The 24,405-nt window shown below is 57.6% G+C and carries 22 protein-coding genes; 7 read left to right on the top strand and 15 right to left on the bottom strand.

Annotated elements, in window-relative coordinates:
• The first annotated feature begins 68 nt into the window (after positions 1-68).
• From RMS95_RS10295 to RMS95_RS10285, 3 genes are read left to right on the top strand one after another with little or no spacing between them, the layout of a single operon-like run.
• Positions 69-911 carry an RNA methyltransferase gene (locus RMS95_RS10295; protein ID WP_310645880.1) on the top strand — a complete coding sequence of 281 codons (843 nt, stop codon included), beginning with the start codon at positions 69-71 and terminating at the stop codon, positions 909-911.
• Between the two features lie 8 nt (positions 912-919).
• Entirely contained in the window at positions 920-1,690 is a 771-nt protein-coding gene (gene cysE / locus RMS95_RS10290) for a serine O-acetyltransferase (RefSeq protein ID WP_310645878.1), read from the top strand.
• Between the two features lie 2 nt (positions 1,691-1,692).
• Positions 1,693-2,112 carry a hypothetical protein gene (locus tag RMS95_RS10285; protein WP_310645876.1) on the top strand — a complete coding sequence of 140 codons (420 nt, stop codon included), beginning with the start codon at positions 1,693-1,695 and terminating at the stop codon, positions 2,110-2,112.
• Between the two features lie 26 nt (positions 2,113-2,138).
• Here the strand turns inward: RMS95_RS10285 and mog are convergent, their stop codons facing one another.
• Positions 2,139-2,756, bottom strand: coding sequence for a molybdopterin adenylyltransferase (gene mog, locus RMS95_RS10280; RefSeq protein ID WP_310645874.1), 618 nt, complete (start codon positions 2,754-2,756; stop codon positions 2,139-2,141).
• The gene (yjgA, locus tag RMS95_RS10275; protein WP_310645873.1) at positions 2,753-3,427 is read right to left on the bottom strand and encodes a ribosome biogenesis factor YjgA; all 675 of its coding nucleotides are present in this window, start codon (positions 3,425-3,427) and stop codon (positions 2,753-2,755) included. Before yjgA ends, mog begins: the two co-directional genes overlap by 4 nt.
• Before the next feature lie 79 nt (positions 3,428-3,506).
• Between yjgA and pmbA the strand changes: the two genes are divergently transcribed.
• Positions 3,507-4,895, top strand: a complete 1,389-nt coding sequence (gene pmbA / locus RMS95_RS10270) for a metalloprotease PmbA (RefSeq protein ID WP_310645871.1) — start codon at positions 3,507-3,509, stop codon at positions 4,893-4,895.
• A gap of 63 nt (positions 4,896-4,958) precedes the next feature.
• On the opposite strand, the gene RMS95_RS10265 is transcribed toward pmbA, so the two are convergent.
• The 13 genes from RMS95_RS10265 to RMS95_RS10205 form a co-directional block, all read right to left on the bottom strand.
• Entirely contained in the window at positions 4,959-5,405 is a 447-nt protein-coding gene (locus tag RMS95_RS10265) for a GatB/YqeY domain-containing protein (protein WP_310645869.1), read from the bottom strand.
• Positions 5,406-5,518: 113 nt separating this feature from the next.
• Entirely contained in the window at positions 5,519-5,731 is a 213-nt protein-coding gene (gene rpsU, locus RMS95_RS10260; RefSeq protein WP_007833691.1) for a 30S ribosomal protein S21, read from the bottom strand.
• Between the two features lie 136 nt (positions 5,732-5,867).
• A complete protein-coding gene (locus RMS95_RS10255; protein ID WP_310645867.1) occupies positions 5,868-7,118 on the bottom strand; it encodes an NAD(P)/FAD-dependent oxidoreductase in 1,251 nt (416 codons plus the stop codon).
• Between the two features lie 27 nt (positions 7,119-7,145).
• The gene (locus RMS95_RS10250; protein WP_310645865.1) at positions 7,146-7,922 is read right to left on the bottom strand and encodes an SDR family oxidoreductase; all 777 of its coding nucleotides are present in this window, start codon (positions 7,920-7,922) and stop codon (positions 7,146-7,148) included.
• Between the two features lie 109 nt (positions 7,923-8,031).
• On the bottom strand, positions 8,032-8,829 hold the full coding sequence (gene cobA / locus RMS95_RS10245; protein ID WP_310645863.1) for a uroporphyrinogen-III C-methyltransferase: 798 nt from the start codon (positions 8,827-8,829) through the stop codon (positions 8,032-8,034).
• Between the two features lie 23 nt (positions 8,830-8,852).
• The gene (gene ybiB, locus RMS95_RS10240) at positions 8,853-9,800 is read right to left on the bottom strand and encodes a DNA-binding protein YbiB (RefSeq protein WP_310645861.1); all 948 of its coding nucleotides are present in this window, start codon (positions 9,798-9,800) and stop codon (positions 8,853-8,855) included.
• Positions 9,801-9,834: 34 nt separating this feature from the next.
• Complete coding sequence (locus tag RMS95_RS10235; protein WP_310645859.1) at positions 9,835-12,702, bottom strand: molybdopterin-dependent oxidoreductase; 2,868 nt, start codon at positions 12,700-12,702, stop codon at positions 9,835-9,837.
• Positions 12,703-12,745: 43 nt separating this feature from the next.
• The gene (nirD, locus tag RMS95_RS10230) at positions 12,746-13,102 is read right to left on the bottom strand and encodes a nitrite reductase small subunit NirD (RefSeq protein WP_310645857.1); all 357 of its coding nucleotides are present in this window, start codon (positions 13,100-13,102) and stop codon (positions 12,746-12,748) included.
• Positions 13,103-13,113: 11 nt separating this feature from the next.
• Positions 13,114-15,585 carry a nitrite reductase large subunit NirB gene (gene nirB / locus RMS95_RS10225; RefSeq protein WP_310645855.1) on the bottom strand — a complete coding sequence of 824 codons (2,472 nt, stop codon included), beginning with the start codon at positions 15,583-15,585 and terminating at the stop codon, positions 13,114-13,116.
• A 10-nt stretch (positions 15,586-15,595) separates the two neighbouring features.
• Positions 15,596-16,429, bottom strand: coding sequence for an ABC transporter ATP-binding protein (locus tag RMS95_RS10220; RefSeq protein ID WP_310645853.1), 834 nt, complete (start codon positions 16,427-16,429; stop codon positions 15,596-15,598).
• Positions 16,426-17,211, bottom strand: a complete 786-nt coding sequence (ntrB, locus tag RMS95_RS10215; RefSeq protein ID WP_310645852.1) for a nitrate ABC transporter permease — start codon at positions 17,209-17,211, stop codon at positions 16,426-16,428. The genes RMS95_RS10220 and ntrB overlap by 4 nt, the downstream gene beginning before the upstream one ends.
• Before the next feature lie 34 nt (positions 17,212-17,245).
• Positions 17,246-18,490: a CmpA/NrtA family ABC transporter substrate-binding protein gene (locus tag RMS95_RS10210; RefSeq protein WP_310645850.1), complete on the bottom strand. Its 1,245-nt coding sequence runs from the start codon at positions 18,488-18,490 to the stop codon at positions 17,246-17,248.
• 243 nt (positions 18,491-18,733) lie between these two features.
• On the bottom strand, positions 18,734-19,387 hold the full coding sequence (locus RMS95_RS10205) for an ANTAR domain-containing protein (RefSeq protein WP_310645848.1): 654 nt from the start codon (positions 19,385-19,387) through the stop codon (positions 18,734-18,736).
• A gap of 212 nt (positions 19,388-19,599) precedes the next feature.
• Here RMS95_RS10205 and RMS95_RS10200 point away from each other — a divergent pair, with 212 nt between their 5' ends.
• The 3 genes from RMS95_RS10200 (at position 19,600) to RMS95_RS10190 (ending at position 24,391) form a co-directional block, all read left to right on the top strand.
• Positions 19,600-21,837: an NADP-dependent isocitrate dehydrogenase gene (locus RMS95_RS10200; protein ID WP_310645846.1), complete on the top strand. Its 2,238-nt coding sequence runs from the start codon at positions 19,600-19,602 to the stop codon at positions 21,835-21,837.
• Positions 21,838-21,956: 119 nt separating this feature from the next.
• Positions 21,957-23,012, top strand: a complete 1,056-nt coding sequence (gene tsaD, locus RMS95_RS10195) for a tRNA (adenosine(37)-N6)-threonylcarbamoyltransferase complex transferase subunit TsaD (RefSeq protein ID WP_310645845.1) — start codon at positions 21,957-21,959, stop codon at positions 23,010-23,012.
• A gap of 65 nt (positions 23,013-23,077) precedes the next feature.
• Complete coding sequence (locus RMS95_RS10190) at positions 23,078-24,391, top strand: branched-chain amino acid ABC transporter substrate-binding protein (protein ID WP_310645843.1); 1,314 nt, start codon at positions 23,078-23,080, stop codon at positions 24,389-24,391.
• Positions 24,392-24,405: the final 14 nt, after the last annotated feature.

Here is a 24,405-nt window from a genome sequence, read left to right as displayed (position 1 = left end):
TTGGTATCGTTCTTCTCGGCTGAGGTGCTTGTACATTGGGCAATTTCGATTTGGCGGTTAAAGCGGCCATGATGCTCTCGCATCCTCAGCCACCTATAACCAGTTCATCTTTGTTGCACTTCGTCCTTGAATCCGCCCTTTTAAATACCAGCCACGCCGGCAATGTGGGCGCGACCGCTCGGGCCATGAAGGTCATGGGATTCACGGATTTGGTGCTGGTTGCCCCCCGTTGGGACAACGTGTTGCGCCGCGAAGAGACCATTCAACGCGCCAGTGGTGCCCTTGACGTTTTGGCCCATGCCCGTGTGGTAGCCACCTTAGATGAGGCACTTGATGGAATGACCCACCTATGCGCCACCGCCATGACGCCTCGCGATTTCGGTCCCCCCACGTTGGAGCCTCGTCCGCACTTTGCCGCTTTAGCCGCTGAACATGCGCATGACCCAGACTTTGGCGTGGCATTTTTGTTTGGGTCCGAGCGTTTTGGCATGCGCAATGAAGATGTGTATCGCTGCCACACCTGCTTGAGCATTCCTACCGATCCTAAATTTGGCTCACTCAATTTGGGCGCTGCCGTGCAGGTGCTGGCCTATGACTGGCGGCAGGCTTTGGGGGGCCTTGCGACAATGTTGCCCTCAGTCGACAGCGGTGAAGCTGCAAAGGCTGCCGAGTCGGCAGTCGTTTCAACACCCTTGGCCGATGCCCAGCAGCTGGCAGGTTTGCTCGACCATTGGCAGCAATCGCTGACCGATATTGGTTTTTTAGACCCAGAGGCGCCTAAAAAACTCATGCCGCGCTTGAACCAGCTGTTCAACCGAGCGCAGATCACGCAAGAAGAAATCCACATCTTGCGGGGGATCGCCAAGGCGATGTCGCAGGCTTCGCAGAAACCCGCGGACGGACAACGATAATCTTGGCTATGTTTTCACGCATCCGCTCAGACGTTCAATGCATTTTGGACCGTGACCCCGCCGCTCGCAGCCGCTGGGAAGTTGTGACTTGCTACCCAGGTTTGCATGCCGTTGTGCTGCACCGTTTGGCACACGGTTGTTGGAACCTCGGTTTGAAATGGTTAGGTCGTTTCATTTCGCACATCTCGCGTGGGCTGACGGGCATTGAAATTCACCCAGCGGCCAAGATCGGTGAGCGCGTATTTTTTGACCATGCCATGGGCGTGGTGGTGGGTGAGACGGCCGAGATTGGTGACGGTTGCACGATTTACCAAGGCGTGACCTTGGGCGGCACGTCACTCTACAAAGGCGCAAAACGTCACCCCACTTTGGGCAAAGACGTGGTGATTGGCGCGGGTGCCAAGGTGCTGGGCGGCTTCACTGTTGGCGATGGCGCCAAAGTAGGTAGCAACGCCGTGGTGACCAAACCGGTACCTGCCGGTGCCACCGCGGTGGGTAACCCCGCGCGCATCATTCACGCCGAGACCGATGCCAAGCGTGAGGAAACAGCTTCCAAGATGGGTTTTTCAGCTTATGGTGTCACGCAAAATGATGATCCAGTCAGTCAAGCCATGCGCGGCTTGATAGACAATGCGGCCACGCAAGAGCATCAAATTTCCTTGCTGTGGCAGGCCATTGAGCAATTGTCCAGTGGCCAAGCCAAACCCGATTGCGTGCCCGAAGAAGCGGCGCGCAAAGAACAATTCGAAGCGGCGCGAATTAACCAGTTGCTTGAATAGAGATGAACTTTTTAACCCTTTACCCCACAGAAATATCGGCTGTCTTGAACGATGAGGGCAGCTTCGTTGGCGAATTGAACTTAAATATTGAGCAATATGGCTTATTTTTTAACGAAGTGAAATGCGCCATCACCATGCGTATTGAGGCGGGGCACGCGCAACCTTGGTACTTGGCCATTGATCCCATTGACTCCGTTGAAGTGCCGCATTTCAGCAAATTTGTCGATGCGATGAACAGCTATGTGTTCACGGTCTTGTGCTTTGAGCCCAATTTGAAAAGCCAAGGCAACGATTCACCCCGCATCAAACTGTTCTTTGATGAAATCTTTTTCGATATGTCTGAAGAAAAGCCGCGCGCTCGCAGTGCTAACCCCACGCCTGACGGCAAGAGTAAAACCAAAGCTAAGCCTGCCAAGCGCTGAGTGGCAGCATCGCCATCGCTTTTGTCTTAGCGTGCTGGACGTACAGCCGTTTTAGGCCGCCAGGCTTTGCAAAATGCATCGCGCGTTTCCATGTAGGGGCCGCCAATCAGGTCGACGCAATATGGCACCGCCGCAAAAATACCGTCCACCAGTTGTTGACCTTGCGCATCTTTCAAGCCGCCCAAGGTTTCTTGAATGGACTTGGGTTGTCCCGGCAAGTTGATGATCAAGCTCTGACCGCGAATGACCGCCACTTGGCGTGACAGGATTGCCGTAGGCACAAAGCGCAGGCTGATTTGACGCATTTGTTCGCCAAAACCGGGCATTTCTTTGTCGGCCACCGCCAAGGTGGCTTCTGGCGTGACATCACGCAGCGCGGGGCCTGTGCCGCCGGTGGTCAGCACCAAGGCGCAGCCCGCATCGACCAATTCAATCAAGGTTTGGCTGATGGTGGCTTGGTCGTCTGGAATCAGGCGGGCTTGGTACTCAATCGGGTTGAGCAGGGCATGGCCCAGCCAGTCTCGCAATGCCGGCAGGCCTTTGTCTTCATAGGTGCCGCTGGAGGCCCGGTCACTGATGGAGACGATACCCACGCGAACCGTGTCGCAACGTGCATCAGGGGTGGGCAAGGTCGCGTCGCTCATGGCTTGTACTCTCCATCCTCGTCTTCTGGCGTGTGAGCCGCATCGTCCGCCAAGTTCATCTGCTCTTTGATGAGTTGAAAAATCTCACGGTACGCCCGACCTTGGCGGGGCAGTAGACCTTTGGCCACATCCGCCTTGGAGGTGGTGTCGTCTTTGCGGGCTTGACGTACCAACGCACGCAGTTGCTGGCTGTCGGTGCTGGGGTATTCGGTGATCCATTCTTGTGCGGCGGTGTCGTCGGCAATCAAACGGTCGCGCCAGTGCTCGGCCAAGTGGAGTGCCAAGGTGTCGCGGGTGCTGCCCATGCGTTGTTCATTGAGCGCGTCTTTGACGGCCTCAATGGATTCTTCGCTTAGCTTGCGCATGAGTTTGCCCACGTACTGCATTTGACGGCGTTTGCCTTCAAAGTTGGTGATGCGACGGGCTTCGGCCAACGCATCACGCAGTTGGTCGGTGACGTGACCTTGGAGGCTGAGACGCTGCGACAAGTCGTTGCGCAAGGTCAGCATCTCCACGCCAAGGTCTTGGCGCTCGTCGCTGTCTTTTTTGCGGTCCGTGCGGCTGGCGCCATCGGTGCCTTTGAGTTCAGCTTTGAGTTCGAGGTCGAGTTCGCTACCTTCGGCCACAAATTGGCCGCGGACGAAATAACCTTTTTTGGGTTTACGTGACATAGGGGGGGGGAGGTAAATATCGGCAGTTTCACCCTCCAACACGGAGGCAAACGCACTGACAAGTATCATAGCCGCCGATATGACCAAAGCCTCTAAAAACCAAGCCCCTCAACACACGCCTGCGCAAGGCTTTAGCCACAGCCGTGAACAATTCGAAGCGTTGGTGGATCACGCCATCGCGCATGCCAAAAAACTGGGCGCCACGGACGTTGGCGCTGAGGCCTCAGAAGGCTGTGGTTTGAGCGTGTCTGTGCGCAAGGGCGAGTTAGAAAACGTGGAACGCAACCGCGACAAGTCGCTGGGCGTGACTGTGTATTTAGGCAACCGCCGCGGTAACGCCAGCACTTCCGATTTCTCGGGGGCTGCGGTGGAACGTACCGTGCAGGCGGCGTACGACATCGCCCGCTTCACGGCCGAAGACCCCACCGCAGGCTTGCCGGATGAAAAAGACATTGCCAAAACGCACCGCGATTTGGATTTGTTTCACCCTTGGGCCATCACCAGCGAAGAAGCGGCTGTTTTGGCCTTGCGTTGTGAAGAGGCGGCTTTGCGCACCAGCAAACGCATCACCAACAGCGAAGGTGCGGCTGTGTCGGCCCAACAGAGTCACTTTTTTAGCGCACACACGCACGGGTTTCGTGGCGGCTACGCCAGCTCGCGCCAAGGCTTTTCAGTGGCACCGATTGCGGGCAAAGGCAACAACATGCAGCGCGACTCGTGGTACAGCTCCATGCGCGCCGCCGAAGATTTGGCCTCGCCCGAAGCGGTGGGGCGCTACGCCGCAGAGCGCGCGTTGAGCCGTTTGAAGTCTCGCAAAATTGCCACCACCGAGTGTCCCGTGCTGTTTGAAGCGCCCGTGGCCGCAGGCTTGTTGGGTGGGTTTGTGCAAGCGGTGAGTGGCGGTGCCCTGTACCGCAAGAGCACGTTTTTGTTGGACTCTTTGGGCAAACGTGTGTTTCCCAAGCACATCGACATTTTGGAGGACCCGTTCATTTTGCGTGGCAAAGGCAGTTCGCCATTTGACGATGAGGGGGTGACCACCCGCGCGCGCAGCGTGGTCAAAGGCGGTCGAGTGGAAGGTTATTTCCTGAGCACTTATTCAGCGCGAAAACTGGGCATGCCCACGACGGGCAATGCGGGTGGTTCACATAATTTGGTGATGCGCTCGCGTTTGACGCAAAGCAGCGACGACTTAGACACCATGCTGAAAAAACTCGGCACGGGCCTGTTTGTCATCGAGCTGATGGGCCAAGGCGTGAACTACGTGACCGGCGATTACTCGCGTGGTGCAAGCGGTTTTTGGGTGGAGAACGGCCAAATTGCCTTTCCTGTGCAAGAAATCACCATCGCTGGGAACATGAAAGACATGTTCCAAGGCATTGAAGCCATTGGCGCAGATGCCTACAACATGGGCGCTAAAACCATCGGCTCGGTGTTGATCAACCGCATGAAAGTGGCGGGCAGTTAAAACGTCAAACGTGCATGCAAAACGGGCCTTCAAGGCCCGTTTTTTATGGGATGGCGTACGTTTTTAGCTCGCCAATGCGGCTTTTACCGCCGCAGACACCAAGCCCATGTCGGCCTTGCCTGCCAATTGCGCTTTGACTGCGCCCATCACTTTGCCCATGTCGCCAGGTCCTGCGGCACCGACTTCGGCCACGATGGCTTTCACGGCTGCTGTGATTTCATCGGCGCTCAGGCGTTGGGGCAAATAGACCTCCAACACTTTCATTTCAGCGCTTTCCACGTCGGCTAAGTCTTGACGTTGCGCAGTCTGGTAAGCCGCGACGGAGTCTTTGCGCTGTTTGATCAATTTGTCGACGATGGCGATCACCATGGCATCGTCGAGTTCCACGCGCTCATCCACTTCTTTTTGTTTCATCGCGGCTTGCAGCAAGCGGATGGTGCCCAAGCGCACGCTGTCTTTGGCGCGCATGGCGGTTTTCATGTCTTCGGTGATTTGTGCTTTGAGGCTCATGGTCGGCTCCGTTGGCGAAAGGTGAGAAGTGTGATGAGGCAAAAAAAAACTCGCATGAGCGTCCCCATGCGAGCGTCTGATTGAGTTTTACAACTCAGATCAGGAGAAGCTGATTAGTACAGCTTCTTGGGCAGCTGCATGCTACGCACGCGCTTGTAGTGACGTTTCACTGCGGCTGCTTTTTTACGTTTACGTTCAGCGGTTGGCTTCTCGTAGAACTCGCGAGCGCGCAAGTCGGTCAACAGACCCAATTTTTCAATGGTGCGCTTGAAGCGACGCAGGGCAACGTCAAACGGTTCGTTTTCTTTAACACGGATAGTGGTCATTACCAAAATTTTCCAAATATTGCAGCCAGCGGGTGTTCAAGAAGATCGTGCTTAAACGCCATGTCTGCGGGGTTCCCCAACACAAAGTTGATCAGGCCGTTGGGGGTTTGCCAGCAAAGACATAAATTATAGCGACTTATCCAGCAGGTTTAAGACGTTCGCCCAACGCTTTTGCACAGGCATGTGCGCTGGACCACGCCCATTGGAAGTTGTAGCCGCCCAACCAGCCTGTGATATCCACCACTTCGCCAATGAAATAGAGGCCTGGTTGCTTGGATTCCATGGTCTGCTGGGACAAGTCGCGCGTGTTCACACCGCCTACGGTGACTTCGGCTTTTTTATACCCTTCTGTGCCTGTCGGGGCGAGCGACCAGCTGCTCAAGCGCTGCGCCAGCAGGTTCAGCGCTTTGTCGCTGGCTTCAATCACAGGGCGTTGCCATGCGGCATCTTGGCTCACCCATGCATCGGCCAAGCGCGACGGCACCCACGCATTGAGTTCGTTGGCGATCAGTTTTTTTGAGTGTTGTTTGGCGCGCATCAGTGCATCGGCCAACGCGATCTCGGGCGCCAAGTTGATGCGAATGTCTGAGCCAGCTTGCCAGTAACTTGAAATTTGCAGCACGCCAGGGCCAGACAGACCGCGGTGGGTGAACAACAGGTCTTCGTCAAAGCTTTGCAGTGATTTTTTGCTGCCCGTCTCAATCCGTACGGGCAGAGACAAGCCAGACAGTTGGGCGTAAGGGCCCCAAGCCTCGCCGTCAAAGGTGAGCGGCACCAGCCCTGGGCGGGTTTCGACCACGCGCAAATCAAACTGCTTGGCCAAGCGATAACCGATGTCGGTTGCCCCGATTTTTGGGATGGACAAACCACCTGTTGCCACCACCACGGCTGCGGTTTGTACGGTGCCTTGTGAGGTGTCTACCTCGTAGCGCTGTGCTTCGGGCGCCGCATCCGCGTAGCGAATGGCTTTCAGGCTGCAGGGCTGCCAGCGGGTCACACTGCCGCCGTTGGCAGACCCATGGCACTCGGCCAACAGCATTTGAATCAGGTCTTCGGCCGAGCGATCGCAAAACAGCTGGCCTTTGTGCTTTTCGTGAAACGGGATGTTGTGTTTTTGCACGAGCGCCACAAAGTCTTGTGGTGTGTAGCGCGAGAGGGCGCTGCGACAAAACTGTGGGTTATCGCCCAAAAAGTGCTTGTGCGGGGCTCGCACATCCAGCTCACGGTTGGTGAAGTTGCTGCGACCACCGCCGGAGATGCGGATTTTTTCGGCCACTTTTTCGCTGTGGTCGAGCACCAGCACTTGCAAACCCTGTTGCGCGGCCACGCCTGCACAAAACAAACCGGCAGCACCGGCACCCACGATCACCACATCAAACAATTTCATGGGGTGAGTTTAGTGGGCGGTCTCGCCTTAGCTCGCAGTCTTGGCCGGTGGTATCTCTAAACCGCCCATGTAAAAACGGTTGAAGGTGGGCGAGATGATGAGTTCGTTGATGCACGTACGTGCCGGCATTTGGGCCAAAAACAAAATGGCTTGGCCCATGTCTTCGGCTTGCACCATGCGGTCGCGTTGCTCTTGCGAGGGCGGCACGGGGCGTTTGTTCAAAATGGGCGTGGCCACTTCGCCTGGCAGCACCGAGCTGGCGCGAATGCCATGGCCACCTTCTTCCATGTTGATCGATTCCGTCAAGGCGATCACGGCACGCTTGGTCGCGTTGTAGGCGGGGCCTGTGAGCTTGGAGGCATACAAACCCGCCCACGACGAGACGTTGATGATCAAGCCGCCACCCCGTGCTCGCATGCTGGGCAACACAGCATGCACGGTGTAGAACGAGCCCGAGAGGTTGATGGCCACCACGTTGTCCCAATCGTCGACCGAGACCACATCCAAGTTGCGTTTTGTCGCGTTGGTGCCTGCGCTGTTGACCAAGATGTCGATGTGGCCGTGCTGCGCCAAGATCTGATCCGCTGCGGCTTTGACCGCGTGTTTGTCGGCCACGTCCAGCTCAATGCCTTGAGCACTGCCCAAGGCTTGCAAGGCGGCCAAGCCCGAAGCGTTGGAGGCTGCATTGCGTCCAGAAATCACCACATGGGCGCCTGCTTTGACCAATTCAATGGCTCCCGCCAAACCAATGCCACTGCCGCCGCCTGTGACCCAAGCCACTTGGCCTTTGAGTGAGTTACCCATGAACGTGTCTCCTGTGTTGTCAGATCAGGCCATCTGAGCACAGGCCCTTGGCAAGGGCTGTTCTGTGGGTGACAGCCGCACAGACGTTTGGACGCCTAGAGCGCCGCGTTCAGCCTTGTGCCGCTTGCGGCGGGTTTGTCGCCGCGTGGTGTTGCATTTCCAGCAAACCTTTGAACACATCGCCCACCACGATCACGGAGGGGCTGGCCAGTTTTTCGCGCACCACCGTGTGGTGCAGCTCTACCAAGGTGCACACCGCGTGGCGCTGGGTGGGCAGGCTCACCTGATGCACGATGGCCACTGGCGTGTCGGCGCGCAAGCCCTGGAGCAACGCGGCCTGCAAGGCCGCTGCGCCACTCATGCCCATGTAAATGACCAAAGTGAGTTTGGCTTGGTGTGCCGTTTTGGCCAGCGCCACCCAGTCCACCCCGTCAGAAGCCCCCAGCTTGGCGTGACCGGTGATGAAGACCACGCCATGTGCGTGCTCGCGGTGCGTCAATGGCACGCCCAACGAGGTCACGCCTGCCAAGCCAGACGTGATGCCATTGATGACTGTGACCGCCACCCCTTGCGCTTGCAAATGTTCAACTTCTTCGCCGCCACGTCCAAAAATGAACGGATCGCCGCCTTTCAGACGCACCACGGTCTCACCCGCTTGGGCTTCTTGCAGCATGAGTTTTTCGATGAAAGCTTGCGGCGTGGATGTGCAGCCACCGCGTTTGCCCACATGGATGATGCGTGCGGTGGGCGAGGCGTGTTCTGTGATGGCATCGCTCACCAAATCGTCCACCAATAAGACCGTGGCTGACGCAATGGCCTTGACGGCTTTGAGTGTCAACAACTCGGGGTCACCGGGGCCTGCGCCGACCAAAGTGACATGCGGTGTGGGTGTGTTGTGGTGAGACATGGTGCAAACTTTCAGAGCGGGTCTCAGAGGGCCAAGGCTTGCAGCGCGGCTTGGACTTGGCGGGCAATCGGAGCGGGCACGGGCCGTTGGCCGTCGAGGACGTGTTGGATGTAGCGAGCGGTGCTGTCCGCATCGATGTGTGTGGGCAGCTCAGGCAGCTTCACCAGTGAGCCGGCTTGTGCTTCGACCAAGGGGGTGCGTGTGCCGTTCACAAATGCGTCGATTTGCGGCAGTCGGCGAGCATCGGCCACCACCTCGCCTTCGGTACCGCGCAGCAACAGGGCGCGTGCGCCCGTGAGTTCGAATGTGGCGGCCATGGACAGCGCATATTCAGGGTGGGTGTAGCTGCTGACCAGCAAGGTGCGGTTGGCGTGGGCTTGGGTGCCGTTGATGAGCGTCTCGGGCAAGCGTGCCACAGGGTTCATCAGCTTGACCAAACTGTGGGCGGGGTTGCGCAGGTTCACCACGCGACGTACATCCAACAAGCGTTTCAAAGCGGGGTTGAGTACGTCGGTGGGGACAAACGCCACGTCGCCCGCTGCCACAGTCCCAGCGGTTTGACGCGCTTGAATGCCCAAGGCGGCCAACACCGCTTCTGAGGTGATGCGGCTGGACTCGGTTGCCGTGCCGTGCATGACAACTGCCACACCCTCGCGGGCCAACAAACAGGCCAACAGCGGGGTGAGCACCGGTAATTTACGTGCCCCGTTGTAGCTGGGCAACACCACCACAGGGGTGTCAGTGTTGGCGCGAACGTGCTGCAAGCGCGCGTGGGTGGCGTCTAAAAAACCTGCCATTTCTTCGGGGGTTTCGCCTTTGATGCGCATGGCCAAGCAAAACGCCCCGATCTCTAAATCGGTCACTTGCCCATCGAGCACTTGGCCCATCAGGTCTGTGGCGTGTTCACGCGTGAGGGGGCGAGCGCCGTCGCGACCGCGCCCGATGTCTTTGATGTAGTGGCCAATTCCCATGGGCGTATTGTCTCGCAGCGCTGATAACTCAGGGCTATAAGGTCAATGACGGGGATGCCGCATCACTCGACAAGGTGAGGCGAATCATGCGGCGCAACTCGGGCACGCAGGAGCCGCATTGGGTGCCGCATTTCAGCGTGCCTTGCAACGCGGCCAAACGCGCGGTTTCGTCGCCTTGGCAGGTTTTCAAGTGCGTTTGGATGGCCACGTCTTTCACACCCACGCAACTGCACACGGTGCTGCCTGCATCGACCAAGGCCACGGGTGGCTTGTTACCCGTCATCAACAAGCGGCGACCATATTCCTGCGTGGACGCTTGGGTTTGCAGCAAAGCTTTGAGCCATGTTTCGGCCGAGGTATCGCCCGCGATCACGAAGGCGGCAAGCTGTGTGTCTTTGGCTTGAGGGGCTTCGCTGTGTTGCAAACGCATGCTGCGCAATTGGTGGCGTTTGGCATCCACGTAGCGCAAGCTGTCTGCCCCGTTGAGGCCCAAGAGTTGTTCGATCTCGTGCAGCAGCGCCATGTCGGGTGCTTCGCTGCAGGCGGCGCGCATCAACACACCTTGACGTGCGGGACCTTGTGCGGGTGTGTCGCTGAACGGCACGCAGCTGGCAAACTCAAACTGCACCATGCGCGTACGCAGGTTTTGCAAAATGGTTTGGGCTTTGTGTTCTGGCAACCAAGCCACGGCCAGCAAGGTCCAGGGCAGTTCGGCCTTGAGCACTTTGACTGCAGCGTGTTTGAGCTCGGGTTGTTTGGAGGTGGGGCAATACGCCGAGGTGGTGATGGCGTTCACACCGGCCAACGGTTTGTTTTGGTGGTCGCGTCCGCTCAAAAATGCAGGCCCCCAGTGCATCGCGATGAATGCTTGGTGAGGACTGAGGTCGTCACTGGCTTGGGCCGGTAACACGATGGAGCCCCGCTTGCTGGTGACGTGCACCAAGGTGCCTGCCGCAAAACCCAAACGCGCCATGTCGTCGGGGTGCAGTTGCACCACGGGTTCAGGCACATGGCCAAAGAGTTTGCCCACCAAACCGGTGCGCGTCATGCCATGCCATTGGTCACGCAAGCGGCCTGTGTTGAGCGAGAACGGAAAGCGGGATTCACGCACCTCAGCCGTCGGCACATAGGGAATGGCTGCAAACTTGGCGCGGCCATTGGCGGTCGCAAACACGCCGTCTTCGTACAAACGCGCTTGGCCTTGTGTCGCGCCTTCGCGCATGGGCCATTGCTCGGGGGTGTCTTCTAAATGCGCGTAACTGAGGCCTGTGATGTCGAGGTCGCGGCCACGCGTAGATTCGCGGTGCTCCACCCAAATTTCTTCAGGGGAGGTGTAGGCCATGTGCAGCCCACTTGCCGTGGCGTGAGGCATGACGCCGGGTTCTTTGCGCAAACGTGCGGCCAAGTCCACCACAATTTGCCAGTCGTGCCGTGCATGTCCGGGGGCGGGCACCGCGGCGCGCACGCGGGTGATGCGACGTTCGCTGTTGGTGACCGTGCCTTCTTTTTCGCCCCAGGTGGTGGCGGGTAACAGCAGGTCTGCAAAGTTGCAGGTCTCGGCGGTGGCGAAGGCTTCTTGCACCACCACAAACTCGGCACGCTCTAAGGCGCGACGCACTGTGGCTTGGTCGGGCATCGATTGCGCGGGGTTGGTACAGGCAATCCACAGGGCTTTGATTTCGCCATCTGCGGCGGCTTCAAACATTTCTACGGCCGTTTTGCCGGGTTTGGCTGGTACATCGTCAATGCCCCACAACGCGGCGACTTCAGCTCGGTGTTCTGGTTTGCTCATGTCGCGGTGGGCGCTGATGAGGTTGGCCAAACCACCCACTTCGCGACCCCCCATGGCGTTGGGTTGGCCCGTGAGCGAGAAGGGGCCTGCACCCGCTTTGCCAATCTGCGCCGTTGCCAAATGCAAGTTGATGAGCGAGGCGTTTTTGGCCGTGCCACTGCTGGATTGGTTCAAGCCTTGGCAATACAAGCTGAGCGTGCGCCATGCGGGATCAGGTCTGTTCGTGGTGCTGTGAGGGGGGACGCCTGCAAACCACCGGGTGGCTTGCAGCAGTTGTTCAGGCGTGATGCCGCACACCTCATGCACGCGAGCGGGTGTGTAGTCGGCCACGAGGCTTTGCAACGCTTCGAAGCCCTCGGTGTGTGCCGCGATGTATGCGGAGTCGACCCAGCCTTCGGCCAACATCAGATGCAACATGCCGTGAAACAAGGTCACATCCGTGCCGGGTTGCAACGCCAAGTGCAGATCGGCGCTGCTGGCGGTGTCGGTACGGCGTGGGTCAGCGACGATGATTTTGAGGTTGGGGTTTTTCGCGCGCGCGTCTTCAATGCGTCTGAACAAAATGGGGTGCGCATACGCCGCGTTGCTGCCCGCGATGAACAAGCAGTCGGCGTGCATCACATCGTCGTAGCACGCGGGTGGCGCATCGGCACCGAGGGTGAGTTTGTAGCCCGCCACCGCGCTGCTCATGCACAAGCGCGAGTTGGTGTCGATGTTGTTGGTGCCCAGCAGGCCTTTGGCCAACTTGTTGAAGACGTAATAGTCTTCGGTCAGCAACTGACCCGACACATAAAACCCCAGCGCATCAGCGCCGTGCGCACGCACGATGCTGGCCAGTGTTTGGCTGGCCAGTTGCATGGCGTTGTCCCAGGCCATCGGCTGCAAACTGCCGCCACGCACCAAGCGGCGCATGGGTTGCAGCAAACGCGTTTGCTCAGCCATCATCGGGCTGGCCGTGAGGTGCAGAGAGGAACCTTTGCTGCACAAACGGCCAAAGTTGGCAGGGTGCTTTGGATCCCCACGCACCCCAGTGATTTGCCCACCATGGGACTCAATGATGACGCCGCAGCCCACACCGCAGTAGGGGCAGGTTGAACGCGTTTCTTTCATGGCATCTTTCTGGCGAGGGGCATGGTTTATTGCGCGGTGTGTGTCAGTTAGTAACGGTAGCGTCGTCAATGGCGAGGGTGTTGAGCTCGTTCATATCCAATGCCACATCGCCGTTTTCTACGCGCACCGCAAAACGGGTGGTGCAGCCTTCATCGGGCGCATGCGCACAGCCATCCACCAAACCAATGTGCCAGTTGTGCAGCGGGCACACCACGGTTTCTCCAAACACCAAGCCTTGGCTCAGGGGCCCACGCTTGTGTGGGCATTGGTCCAGCAGCGCAAACACTTTGTCTTCGGCGTTGCGAAACACCGCCACTTCGACGCCCTTGGTGCGCTGCACGCGGCGTGCGCCCAGCACGGGGATGTCGTCAACTTTGCAAATGACTTTCCATTCGGTCATGGTGTGGTTCCTTAAACGGTGATGGCTTCAAACTGGCGCGTGTCGACTTGCGCTTTGTCGAACTCAAACCAAGGGTCGGGTTCACCGTCGAGCGCAAATTGCAAACGTGCCCACAAGGCTTTGCGGCCTGCTTCGTCGTCCAAGATTTTTTTCTTCACGTAGTCCATGCCCACGCGGTTCACGTAGTGCACGGTGCGCTCTAAATACCAACCTTCTTCGCGGTAGAGCTGCATGAAGGCGCCGGTGTACTCCATCACTTCTTCAGAGGTTTTGACCTTCACAAAGAACTCCGCCACTTCGGTCTTGATGCCGCCGTTGCCGGCGATGTACATCTCCCAGCCGCTGTCCACGCCGATGATGCCCACGTCTTTGATGCCAGCCTCTGCGCAGTTACGCGGGCAGCCCGACACGGCAAACTTCACCTTGTGTGGGGCGTACATGCGCCACATGGCTTTTTCAAGATCTTTGCCCATTTGCGTGCTGTCTTGGGTGCCCATGCGGCACCACTCGCTGCCCACGCAGGTTTTGACCGTGCGCAAGGCTTTGGCGTAGGCGTGGCCGCACGGCATGCCAATGTCTTTCCACACATTGACGAGGTCTTCTTTCTTCACGCCCAGCAAGTCGATGCGTTGACCACCCGTGACCTTGACGGTGGGAATGTTGTACTTGTCCACCACGTCGGCAATGCGGCGCAATTCATCGGCGGTGGTCTCGCCGCCCCACATGCGTGGAATGACGCTGTAGGTGCCGTCCTTTTGGATATTGGCGTGGCTGCGCTCGTTGATGAGGCGGCTTTGCGGGTCGTCCAAGGCTTGTTTGGGCCAGCTGCTCATGCGGTAATAGTTGATGGCTGGGCGGCAGGTGGCGCAGCCCGTGGCTTTGGTGTCTGGGCTGGGCTTTTTCCACTCTAAGAAATCAAACACCGCGTCGTTGGTCAACAGCTTGTGGTCACGAATGGCGTCACGCACTTCTTGGTGGCTGTGGTCGGTGCAACTGCAGATGGCTTTTTTCTTCGGCGTGGCCGAGTAGTCGCCGCCGGCGGTGAACATCAAAATCTGCTCGACCAAACCTGTGCAAGAGCCGCATGAGGCGCTGGCTTTGGTGTGCTTGCGCACCTCATCCAAAGTGAACAAACCTTTGTCTTTGATGGCTTTGCAAATTGCGCCTTTTTTCACGCCGTTGCAACCGCACACCTCGGCATCGTCGGGCATGCTGGCGGCTTTGCTGTGGCCTTCATGGCCCACGTCACCGATGTTGGATTCACCAAACATCAGCTTCTCGCGGATGTCGGCCACGCTGCGGCCATCGCGCAACAGCTTGAAGTACCAGCTGCCGTCCACGGTGTCGCCATACAAACAGGCGCCCACCAATTGGTCGTTGCGGATGACGAGCTTTTTGTACACGCCTTCGTGTGGGTCGCTCAGCACAATTTCTTCGGTGCTGCCGTCGTCGCTGCCCATGAAGTCGCCTGCGCTGAACAAATCAATGCCGGTGACTTTGAGCTTGGTCGACGTCAGCGAGCCGGTGTAGCGGCCAATACCAAACTCGGCCAAATGGTTGGCCAAGACCTTGCCTTGTTCAAACAAAGGCGCCACCAAACCGTAAGCAATGCCACGGTGGGCCGCGCACTCACCCACGGCGTAAATGCGTGGGTCGGTCACGGTTTGCAAGGTGTCGCTGACCACAATGCCACGCTCGCAATGCAGGTGCATTTTTTCGGCCAAGCCTGTGTTGGGGCGAATGCCCACGGCCATCACCACCAGTTCAGCGGGGACGCTGGAGCCGTCTTTGAACAGCACAGTGGCCACGCGCCCGTTTTTGTCGGCTTGCAATTCTTGGGTGTGTGCCCCCATGCGGAACTCCATGCCCCGTTCTTCAAGTGAGCGTTGCAGCAGTTCGCCTGCGACCTTGTCGAGCTGGCGCTCCATCAGCCATTCGCCCACGTGCACCACGGTCACGCTCATGCCGCGTTTCATCAAACCGTTGGCGGCTTCGAGGCCTAGCAAACCGCCGCCAATCACCACCGCGTGTTTGTATTTTGTGGCCGCGTCAATCATGGCCTGGGTGTCGGCGATGTCGCGGTAGGCCAGCACGCCGTCCAACTCACGGCCCGGCACGGGCAGCATGAAGGGGTTGGAGCCGGTGGCCAAAATCAAGCGGTCATACGGTGCGCTTTTGACTTCGCCTGCGGCGTTGGTGGCGTGCACCACGCGTTTGACGCGGTCCACCTCGGTCACGGTCCAGCTGGTGTGGAGCGTGATGTGGTTGTCGCTGTACCAGGCCAGCGGGTTGAGGATGATCTCGTCCAGCGTTTGTTCGCCGGCCAACACGGGCGACAACAAAATGCGGTTGTAGTTGGGGTGGGGCTCAGAGCCGAAGACCGTGATGTCGTACAGGTCTGGCGTGAGCTTGATCAGTTCCTCCAAGGTGCGCACGCCGGCCATGCCGTTGCCCACCATCACGAGTTTGAGTTTGTTCGTCATGTCCAACTCCTTAGTGTTTTTCGACATGCGCTTGGCGCGTGTACAAAAAGTCAATCACCGCTTTGCGGTAGTGCAGATACGCAGGGTCGTTGGCCAGCGTCACGCGTGAGCGGGGGCGAGGCAGGTCAACGTGCAGCACTTCGCCAATGGTGGCGGCGGGGCCGTTGGTCATCATCACAATCTTGTCGGACAGCAACACGGCTTCGTCCACATCGTGCGTCACCATCACCACGGTGCTTTGGGTGTTGGCCACGATGGCCAGCAACTCGTCTTGCAGCTTGGCGCGGGTCAATGCATCCAACGCACCAAAGGGCTCGTCCATCAACAACACTTGCGGCTCCATGGCCAGCGCTCGGGCAATGCCCACGCGTTGCTTCATGCCACCCGAAATTTCGCCGGGGCGTTTGAAGGCCGCATGGCTCAACCCCACCATGTCGAGTGCGGCGTGGGTGCGTGCGGTGAGCTGCGCTTTGTCTTCTTTGGGTTTGCCGTCCACGATGCCGCTTTGGCCAAACACACGTTCCACGCCAAGGTAGACGTTTTCAAAGCATGTGAGCCAAGGCAGCAGCGAGTGGTTTTGAAACACCACCGCACGCTCGGGGCCCGGGCCTGCGATTTCGCGGTTGGCACAAATCAAGGTGCCTTCAGATGGTGTGGTCAAGCCGGCAATCAGGTTGAGCAAGGTGGACTTGCCGCAGCCCGAGTGGCCGATCAGGGTGACGAACTCACCTTTGCCAACACTGAGGTCGATGTTGCGCAGGGCAGGGAAATCGCCCTTAGCTGTTTTGAAGGTTTGGGCCACGCCCTGAATTTGCAAATATTTACTGGTCAACGATGTGCTCATGACTGCACCTCTTCAAAAGTGAATGCGGTGGCGAGTTTGATGAGGGCGTACTCCAACACCAAGCCCACGATGCCAATCACGAAGATGGCGATGATGATGTTCTTCACATTCAGGTTGTTCCACTCGTCCCACACCCAAAAGCCAATGCCTACACCGCCGGTCAGCATCTCAGCCGCGACGATGACCAACCATGCCGTGCCTACCGCAAGGCGAACGCCTGTGAGCATGTAGGGCAGTACAGCGGGGAACAAAATCTTGCTGACAATCTTCCACTCAGACAGGTTGAGCACGCGGGCCACGTTCATGTAGTCTTGTGGCACGCGTTGCACGCCAACGGCTGTGTTGATGACCATGGGCCAGATGGAGCAAATGAAGATGGTCCAAATCGCCGCAGGGTTGGCGCCTTTGAACACCAACAAACCAATGGGCAACCAAGCCAAGGGCGACACGGGGCGCAACAAGCTGATGAGCGGGTTGAACATGCGCGACAAAAACTCGAAGCGGCCGATCAAGAAGCCCAAAGGAATGCCCACCAATGCAGCCAAGCCAAAGCCCAGAGCCACACGCTTGAGAGAACTCCACACGTTCCAGCCCACGCCTTGGTCGTTGGGGCCGTTGCTGTAGAACGGGTTGCTGAACACATCCACGGCTTGCCAGAAAGTGTCGGTCGGGTTGGGAAAGTTGTTGGTGCTGGTGATGGACACCAGCGACCAAATGCCCACCAGCAGTGCCAAGCCCATAAAGGGCGGCACCACGCGTGACAACAGGTTTTTCAAATACATGGTGTGTCCTTGTGCGAGAGTGTTCGTCGGTGCTTTAAGCGTGAACTTTGAAGCTGTCGGCGTATTTCTTCGGGTCTTTGCCGTCCCACACCACACCGTCCATGAGTTTGCTGGTGCGCATCACATCTTTGGGCACCGGTGTTTTGCTGGCAGCGGCGGCTTCTTTGAACAGGTCGATCTGGTTGATCTCTTTGGCCACCTTCAAGTAGTCAGGGTGGTCTTTGAGCAAGCCCCAGCGCTTGTGTTGGGTGAGGAACCACATGCCGTCAGACAGGTAAGGGAAGTTGGCCGTGCCGTCGTTGAAGAACTTCATGTGGTTGGGGTCGTCCCACGTCTTGCCCAGCCCGTTTTGATAGCGGCCCAAGATGCGTTGGTTGATCACGTCCACGCTGGTGTTGACATACGACTTGTCGGCGATGGTTTCAGCCATCTTCATTTTGTTTTGCAAGCCCGCGTCAATCCACTTGCTCGCTTCCAAAATGGCCGCTGTCACAGCGCGTGCGGTGTTGGGGTATTTCTTGACGAAGTCGCCGGTGGTGCCCAGCACTTTTTCGGGGTGGTCACGCCAGATGTCTTGCGTGGTGGCCGCGGTGATGCCAATGCCATCGGCAATCGCACGGTGTCCCCACGGCTCGCCCACGCAGTAGCCATCCATGTTGCCCACGCGCATGTTGGCCACCATTTGAGGGGGGGGCACGGTGATGACCTTGGCATCTTTGAGGGGGTTCACGCCCACGCTGGCCAACCAGTAATACAGCCACATGGCGTGTGTGCCGGTGGGGAAGGTTTGTGCAAAGGTGTATTCGCGTTTGTCAGTGGCCATCAGTTTGGCGAGGCTGGGCGCATCGACCGCACCTTTGTCGGCCAGTTTCTTGGACAAGGTGATGGCTTGGCCGTTTTGGTTCAAGTTCATCAAGACCGCCATGTCTTTCTTAGGACCGGCAGTGCCCATGTGCACGCCGTAAATCAAACCGTACAAAGCGTGGGCAAAGTCGAGTTCGCCATTGACCAACTTGTCGCGCACACCGGCCCAGCTGGACTCTTTGGACGGGATGATCTTGACGCCATACTTTTTGTCGATGCCAAGCACCGAGGCCATCACCACGCTGGCGCAGTCGGTGAGGGGAATGAAGCCAATCTTGACTTCTTCTTTTTCTGGCTTGTCTGAACCTTGGGCATACACCGCGGCACGCAAAGCGGGGGCGATGGTGAGAGCGCCTGCGGTGGCGGCTTGCAAAACATTGCGGCGGCTCATGGGGGTCTCCAAAAGTTTCGTCATAACATCACTCCTATAAAAACTGGGTCAGAAACGACAAAGGCGTCCTCACCGCATGCACGGGTGTGTGCATGGGTGGGGACGCCTTTGTCCTTGAACCGTCATTGGTTCTTGCTGGGGATGATTGCAATTGCTGTGCCAGCTGCCTAGGGTTCTCCCGAATTAAAAAGGCCCCGAATTGGGGCCTTGTTAGTGTGTGTGGTGTTGAGCCTGCACCAAATTGGTGTTTTTGATGTTGTCATGCACTCAAGACAGTAAATCGGCCATGTCGAGCGTGCGTTGCGCGATGTCGGCCAATTTCAGTCCTTTGTCCATGGCCACTTTGCGCAGTTTGGTGAAGGCTTCTTTTTCACTCAAACCTTGTCGTTCCATCAAAAGTGCTTTGGCACGGTCGATGACGGTGCGTTCTTGTAAGGCGCTGCGGGCGTCGTCTCGCTCCAAGCGCAGGCGCTCTTCGTAATCGAAACGGGCCATGGCCACGTCCAAGATAGGGCGTATGCGCGCGCTCGATAAACCGTCCACGATGTAGGCTGACACGCCCACGGCGACGGCATCGCGGACATGGGTGGTGTCGCTGTCGTCGGTGAACAGCACGATGGGACGACGGGCATCGCGTGTGGCGAACACCACGTGCTCCAACGCATCACGGGCTTCGGATTCGGCATCGACGATGATCAGATCGGGTTGCAATTGGTTGATACGGTCGGCCAAGAACACGTCGGCAGGCAGAGTGGCAATCAGGTTAAAGCCGCTTTCCAGCAGACCAATGCGCAAGGCGCGCGAGCGTTCGGCTTGGCTGTGTGCGTGGTCGTCACTTGGGTCGTCCACCACCAAGTCGGGCGCAACCACAACGATGCGCAGGGCCGCATGTGGTTGATTTTTTTTCGAAGAAGCTTTCAACAGCGTGACTTTCTAGACGTGATCACTTCTGGTGCTCGCAATTTATGCGCCAAGTTCCGGCTGGGTGTTGTGCTGCGTAAGGCTAGCACTGGCTCAGTTGTTGTAAAGTTGCGGGCTTAGAACTGGCAAGCGGTGGTTGATCCCAGCGTTTTTGCTTGAGGTTCGAGTCTGAATTTCTTTTCTCACAATCCACTAAAAGAATGAGTGCACACATGGCTGCTGAAAAATCAAAAATCATTTACACCCTGACGGACGAAGCGCCTTTGTTGGCCACGCGTGCGTTTTTGCCCATCGTTCGTACTTTTGCAGCCGCTGCTGACATTGATGTGGTGGAGAGCGACATCTCCGTTGCAGCCCGCGTGTTGGGTGAATTCTCGGATTTGTTGCCTGCTGAGCAGCGCGTGCCGCACAACCTGTCTGAGTTGGGTAAGCTGACTTTGACGCCCGAAGCCAACATCATCAAGTTGCCCAACATCAGCGCCTCTGTAGGCCAGTTGACGGCAGCCATCAAAGAGTTGCAGTCCAAAGGCTATGCCTTGCCTGACTACCCTGATAACCCAACCACTGACGAAGACAAAGCCATCAAGTCTCGCTACGCCAAGTGCATCGGTAGCGCCGTGAACCCTGTTTTGCGTGAAGGCAACTCTGACCGCCGCGCGCCTCGCGCTGTGAAAGAGTTCGCTCGCAAGAACCCACACAGCATGGCCGAGTGGAGCCAAGCTTCTCGTTCGCACGTCTCCCACATGCACCACGGCGACTTCTACCACGGTGAAAAGTCTTTGACCTTGGACAAAGCCCGTGACGTGAAGATGGAACTCATCACCAAGAGCGGCAAAACCATTCTGTTGAAACCCAAAGTTTCTTTGCTCGACAAAGAAATCATCGACAGCATGTTCATGAGCAAAAAAGCGCTGGTCGAGTTCTATGAAAAAGAAATCGAAGACGCACACAAAACGGGCGTGATGTTCTCCTTGCACGTCAAAGCCACCATGATGAAGGTGTCTCACCCCATCGTGTTCGGTCACTGTGTGAAGATTTTCTACAAAGAAGCCTTTGCCAAGCACGCCAAGTTATTTGACGAATTGGGCGTGAACGTGAACAACGGCATGGCCGATCTGTACAACAAGATCGCCACCTTGCCACAAAGCCAGCAAGACGAAATCAAGCGTGACCTGCACGCGTGCCACGAGCACCGTCCAGAGTTGGCCATGGTGGACTCGGCCAAAGGCATCACCAACTTCCATTCACCCAACGACATCATCGTGGACGCTTCCATGCCTGCCATGATCCGCAACGGCGGCAAGATGTGGGGCGCCGATGGTCGCTTGAAGGACGCCAAGGCTGTGATGCCTGAGTCGACTTTCGCACGTATCTATCAAGAGATGATCAACTTCTGCAAGTGGCACGGCAACTTCGACCCCAAGACCATGGGCACTGTGCCTAACGTGGGCTTGATGGCGCAACAAGCTGAAGAATACGGTTCACACGACAAGACGTTCGAGATCCAAGAAGACGGTGTGGCTAACATCACCGACTTGGCCACAGGCGAAGTGTTGTTGAGCCAAAACGTGGAAGAAGGCGACATCTGGCGCATGTGCCAAGTCAAAGACGCTGCGATCCGTGACTGGGTGAAGTTGGCTGTGACCCGCGCACGCAACTCCGGCATGCCTGCCATCTTCTGGTTGGACCCATACCGTCCACACGAGAACGAGTTGATCAAAAAGGTCGACCTGTACTTGAAAGACCACGACACCAAGGGCCTGCACATCGAGCACATGTCTCAAGTGCGCGCCATGCGCTACACCTTGGAGCGCGTGAGCCGTGGCCTCGACACCATTTCCGTGACGGGCAACATCTTGCGCGACTACTTGACGGACTTGTTCCCCATCATGGAACTCGGCACTTCCGCCAAGATGCTCTCCATCGTGCCTTTGATGGCCGGTGGCGGCATGTACGAAACAGGCGCGGGCGGCTCTGCCCCTAAGCACGTGCAACAGCTGGTGGAAGAAAACCACTTGCGTTGGGATTCACTGGGTGAGTTCTTGGCATTGGCCGTGTCTTTCGAAGACATGGGTCTGAAAAACGGCAACGCCAAGGCCGTCGTGTTGGCGAAAACTTTGGATGCCGCGACCGGTAAATTGTTGGACACCAACAAAAACCCATCGCCCAAAACAGGTCAGCTCGACAACCGTGGCAGCCAGTTTTACTTGGCCATGTACTGGGCCCAAGAATTGGCTGCACAAACTGAAGACAAAGACTTGGCTGCCAAGTTCGCGCCTTTGGCCAAAGCACTGACAGAAAACGAGAGCAAGATCGTGGACGAACTCAACAGCGTTCAAGGTAAGGCTGTCGACATCGGTGGTTACTACCTGCCTGATGTGGCCAAAGTGACCGCTGTGATGCGTCCAAGCGCTACGCTGAACGCTGTCATGGACGCTGCACAGAAGTAATCTGCGCATTCTCCGGTTGAAGCGACCATTCAGGCTGTTGCAGTCTGAATGGTCGCTTTGCATTGCGCGTCGATCTTTGATCAGAATGTGCATGAACGGGCCGCATAAACTCTCCTCCTATGTTGATCCTCGGTATTGAATCTTCCTGCGACGAAACGGGTGTAGCGCTCGTGGAGTCAGACGCGCGTTCCGGCGGTCAAGTGGTGCTGCCTAAGTTGCTGTCGCATGCTTTGTACAGCCAAGTTGCCATGCACCAAGCCTATGGCGGTGTGGTGCCAGAGTTGGCGAGCCGTGACCACATTCGCCGCGTGATTCCACTCGCGCGTGAGGTGATGGCCGAGGCTCAAAAAAGTTTGCAAGAGGTCGATGTGGTGGCCTACACCCGAGGGCCAGGGTTGGCTGGCGCTTTGTTGGTCGGTGCTGGTGTGGCTTGTGCGCTGGGCGCGGCCCTGCAAAAGCCTGTGCTGGGCGTGCATCATTTGGAGGGGCACTTGTTGTCGCCGTTTTTGAGTGCCGACCCGCCTGAGTTCCCGTTTGTGGCTTTGTTGGTGTCCGGTGGGCATACGCAACTCATGCGCGTCGATGGCGTTGGGCGCTACGAGTTGTTGGGTGAAACCATTGACGATGCGGCGGGCGAGGCCTTTGACAAGTCAGCCAAGTTGATGGGTTTGGGGTATCCGGGCGGTCCCGCTTTGTCCAAGTTGGCGGAGCAAGGCGATCCGGCAGCGTTCAAGTTGCCGCGCCCTTTGTTGCACAGCGGGAATTTGGATTTTTCTTTCGCAGGGTTGAAGACTGCGGTGATGACCCAAGCCAAAAAGCTGGGCGATGAGTTAGACGCACGTAAAGCCGATTTGGCTGCCTCGACGGAGGCCGCCATTGTGGATGTTCTGTTGAAAAAATCGTTGACGGCTTTGCGCGAAACAGGTCTGAAACGCTTGGTTGTGGCGGGGGGGGTGGGCGCTAACCGTCATTTGCGCGAGCAGCTCAATGCGGCGTGCAAGCGCCAAGGCGTGCGCGTGCATTACCCCGAGTTGCATTTGTGCACAGACAACGGCGCCATGATCGCGATGGCTGCGGCGATGCGCTTGCAAAGCGGCGAGGGCGGTCAAGCCCAAGCGCTCCATCACTATGGCTTTGACATCCAACCACGCTGGCCGTTGGCTGATTTGGCGTGAGCTTGTGCGCCATGCCGTTGGGTAGGTGCCGTCTAAATCGTTGTTTTTAAATGAGAGAGTTTGTCATGGGTGCGTGTTTTCGTGTCGTTTTGAAATGGTCTGCCGCCTTGGCGTCTGGTGCCGTGTTGGCTTCGGTCGCTTGGGCCACCACGCCTAAGGCTGCGCCCTCGGTGGTGCAGGTCAAGGCGGCGCTGCCGCCGATTAAGTTGGCCTTGATTGAAGGGTTGAGCGGTCCTTTCGCCAACACCGGTGAGGCAGTGCATCGCAATTTGTTGTGGGCCGTGGAGCGCGTGAATCAGCGTGGCGGGGTCAAGTTAGCCGGTGGCGCGCGTGAGTTGGTTTTGGTACGCCACGACAGCAAAGGTCAAACCGAAGAGGCACTTTCTGCCTTTCGTGCTGCCGTGGACGAGGGCGCGAGCTTTGTGCTGCAGGGCAACAGCTCAGCCGTTGCGGCGGCATTGATTGAGGCCGCGAACAAGCAAAACGAACGAGAGCCTGATCGCCGCGTTTTGTTTTTGAACTATTCCGCAGTCGACCCCGCGTTGACGAATGAGCGCTGCAGCTTTTGGCATTTCCGCTTTGACGCGCACGCTGACATGCGCATGGCCGCGTTGATGCAGGTGATCCAGCAAGACAAAAAAACCAAGCGTGTGTATTTGATGGGTCAAGACTACAGTTTTGGTCAGGCGGTCTCGCGCGAGGCGCGTCGACAGCTGGCGGCGCAGCGTCCCGACGTGCAGATCGTGGGCGATGAGTTGCATCCCGTGGGCCGCGTGAAGGACTTTCTACCTTACGCCACCAAAATCAAAGCCAGTGGTGCCCAAGCCGTGATCACGGGTAACTGGGGCAATGACTTAACTTTGTTGGTCAAAGCGGCACGCGAGGTGGGGTTTGAGGGCAAGTTCTATACGTTTTATGGCAACGCTTTAGGGGCGCCTGCTGCAATTGGCCAGTCGGGGGTCGGTCGTGTGGTGGCCGTTGCCGATTGGTTGCCCAACGTGCAAGGCAAGCCTTCGGCTGATTTTTACAAAGCATTTCGTCAGCGTTTCCCACAGCCGTCCGATGATTACGTGCACATGCGCATGCAGTTGATGGTGGAGTCTTTGGTGCAAGCGCTTGAAAAGGCGGGAACGGTGGAGGCTGTTCCTGTTGCGCGTGCTTTAGAACGCGTGCATGTGACCAAATTTGGTCAAAAAGGGTTCATGCGCGCGGCGGATCATCAATTTCAACAAGCCTTGGTGGTTGGGCAAATGGAGCATCAGGGCGAGCCCGGGGTCGCTTTTGATGTGGAAGGCTCAAGTTATGGCTTTCGCGTGATCAAGTCGCTCACGCCTGAGGCGGCTCAACTGCCCACCAGTTGCCAAATGCAGCGCTATTGAGGCATTGAAGACGC

The organism is Limnohabitans sp., assembly GCF_031539175.1.
Taxonomy (GTDB): Bacteria; Pseudomonadota; Gammaproteobacteria; order Burkholderiales; family Burkholderiaceae_C; genus Limnohabitans.
This window is presented reverse-complemented; position numbering and strand designations above follow the sequence as displayed.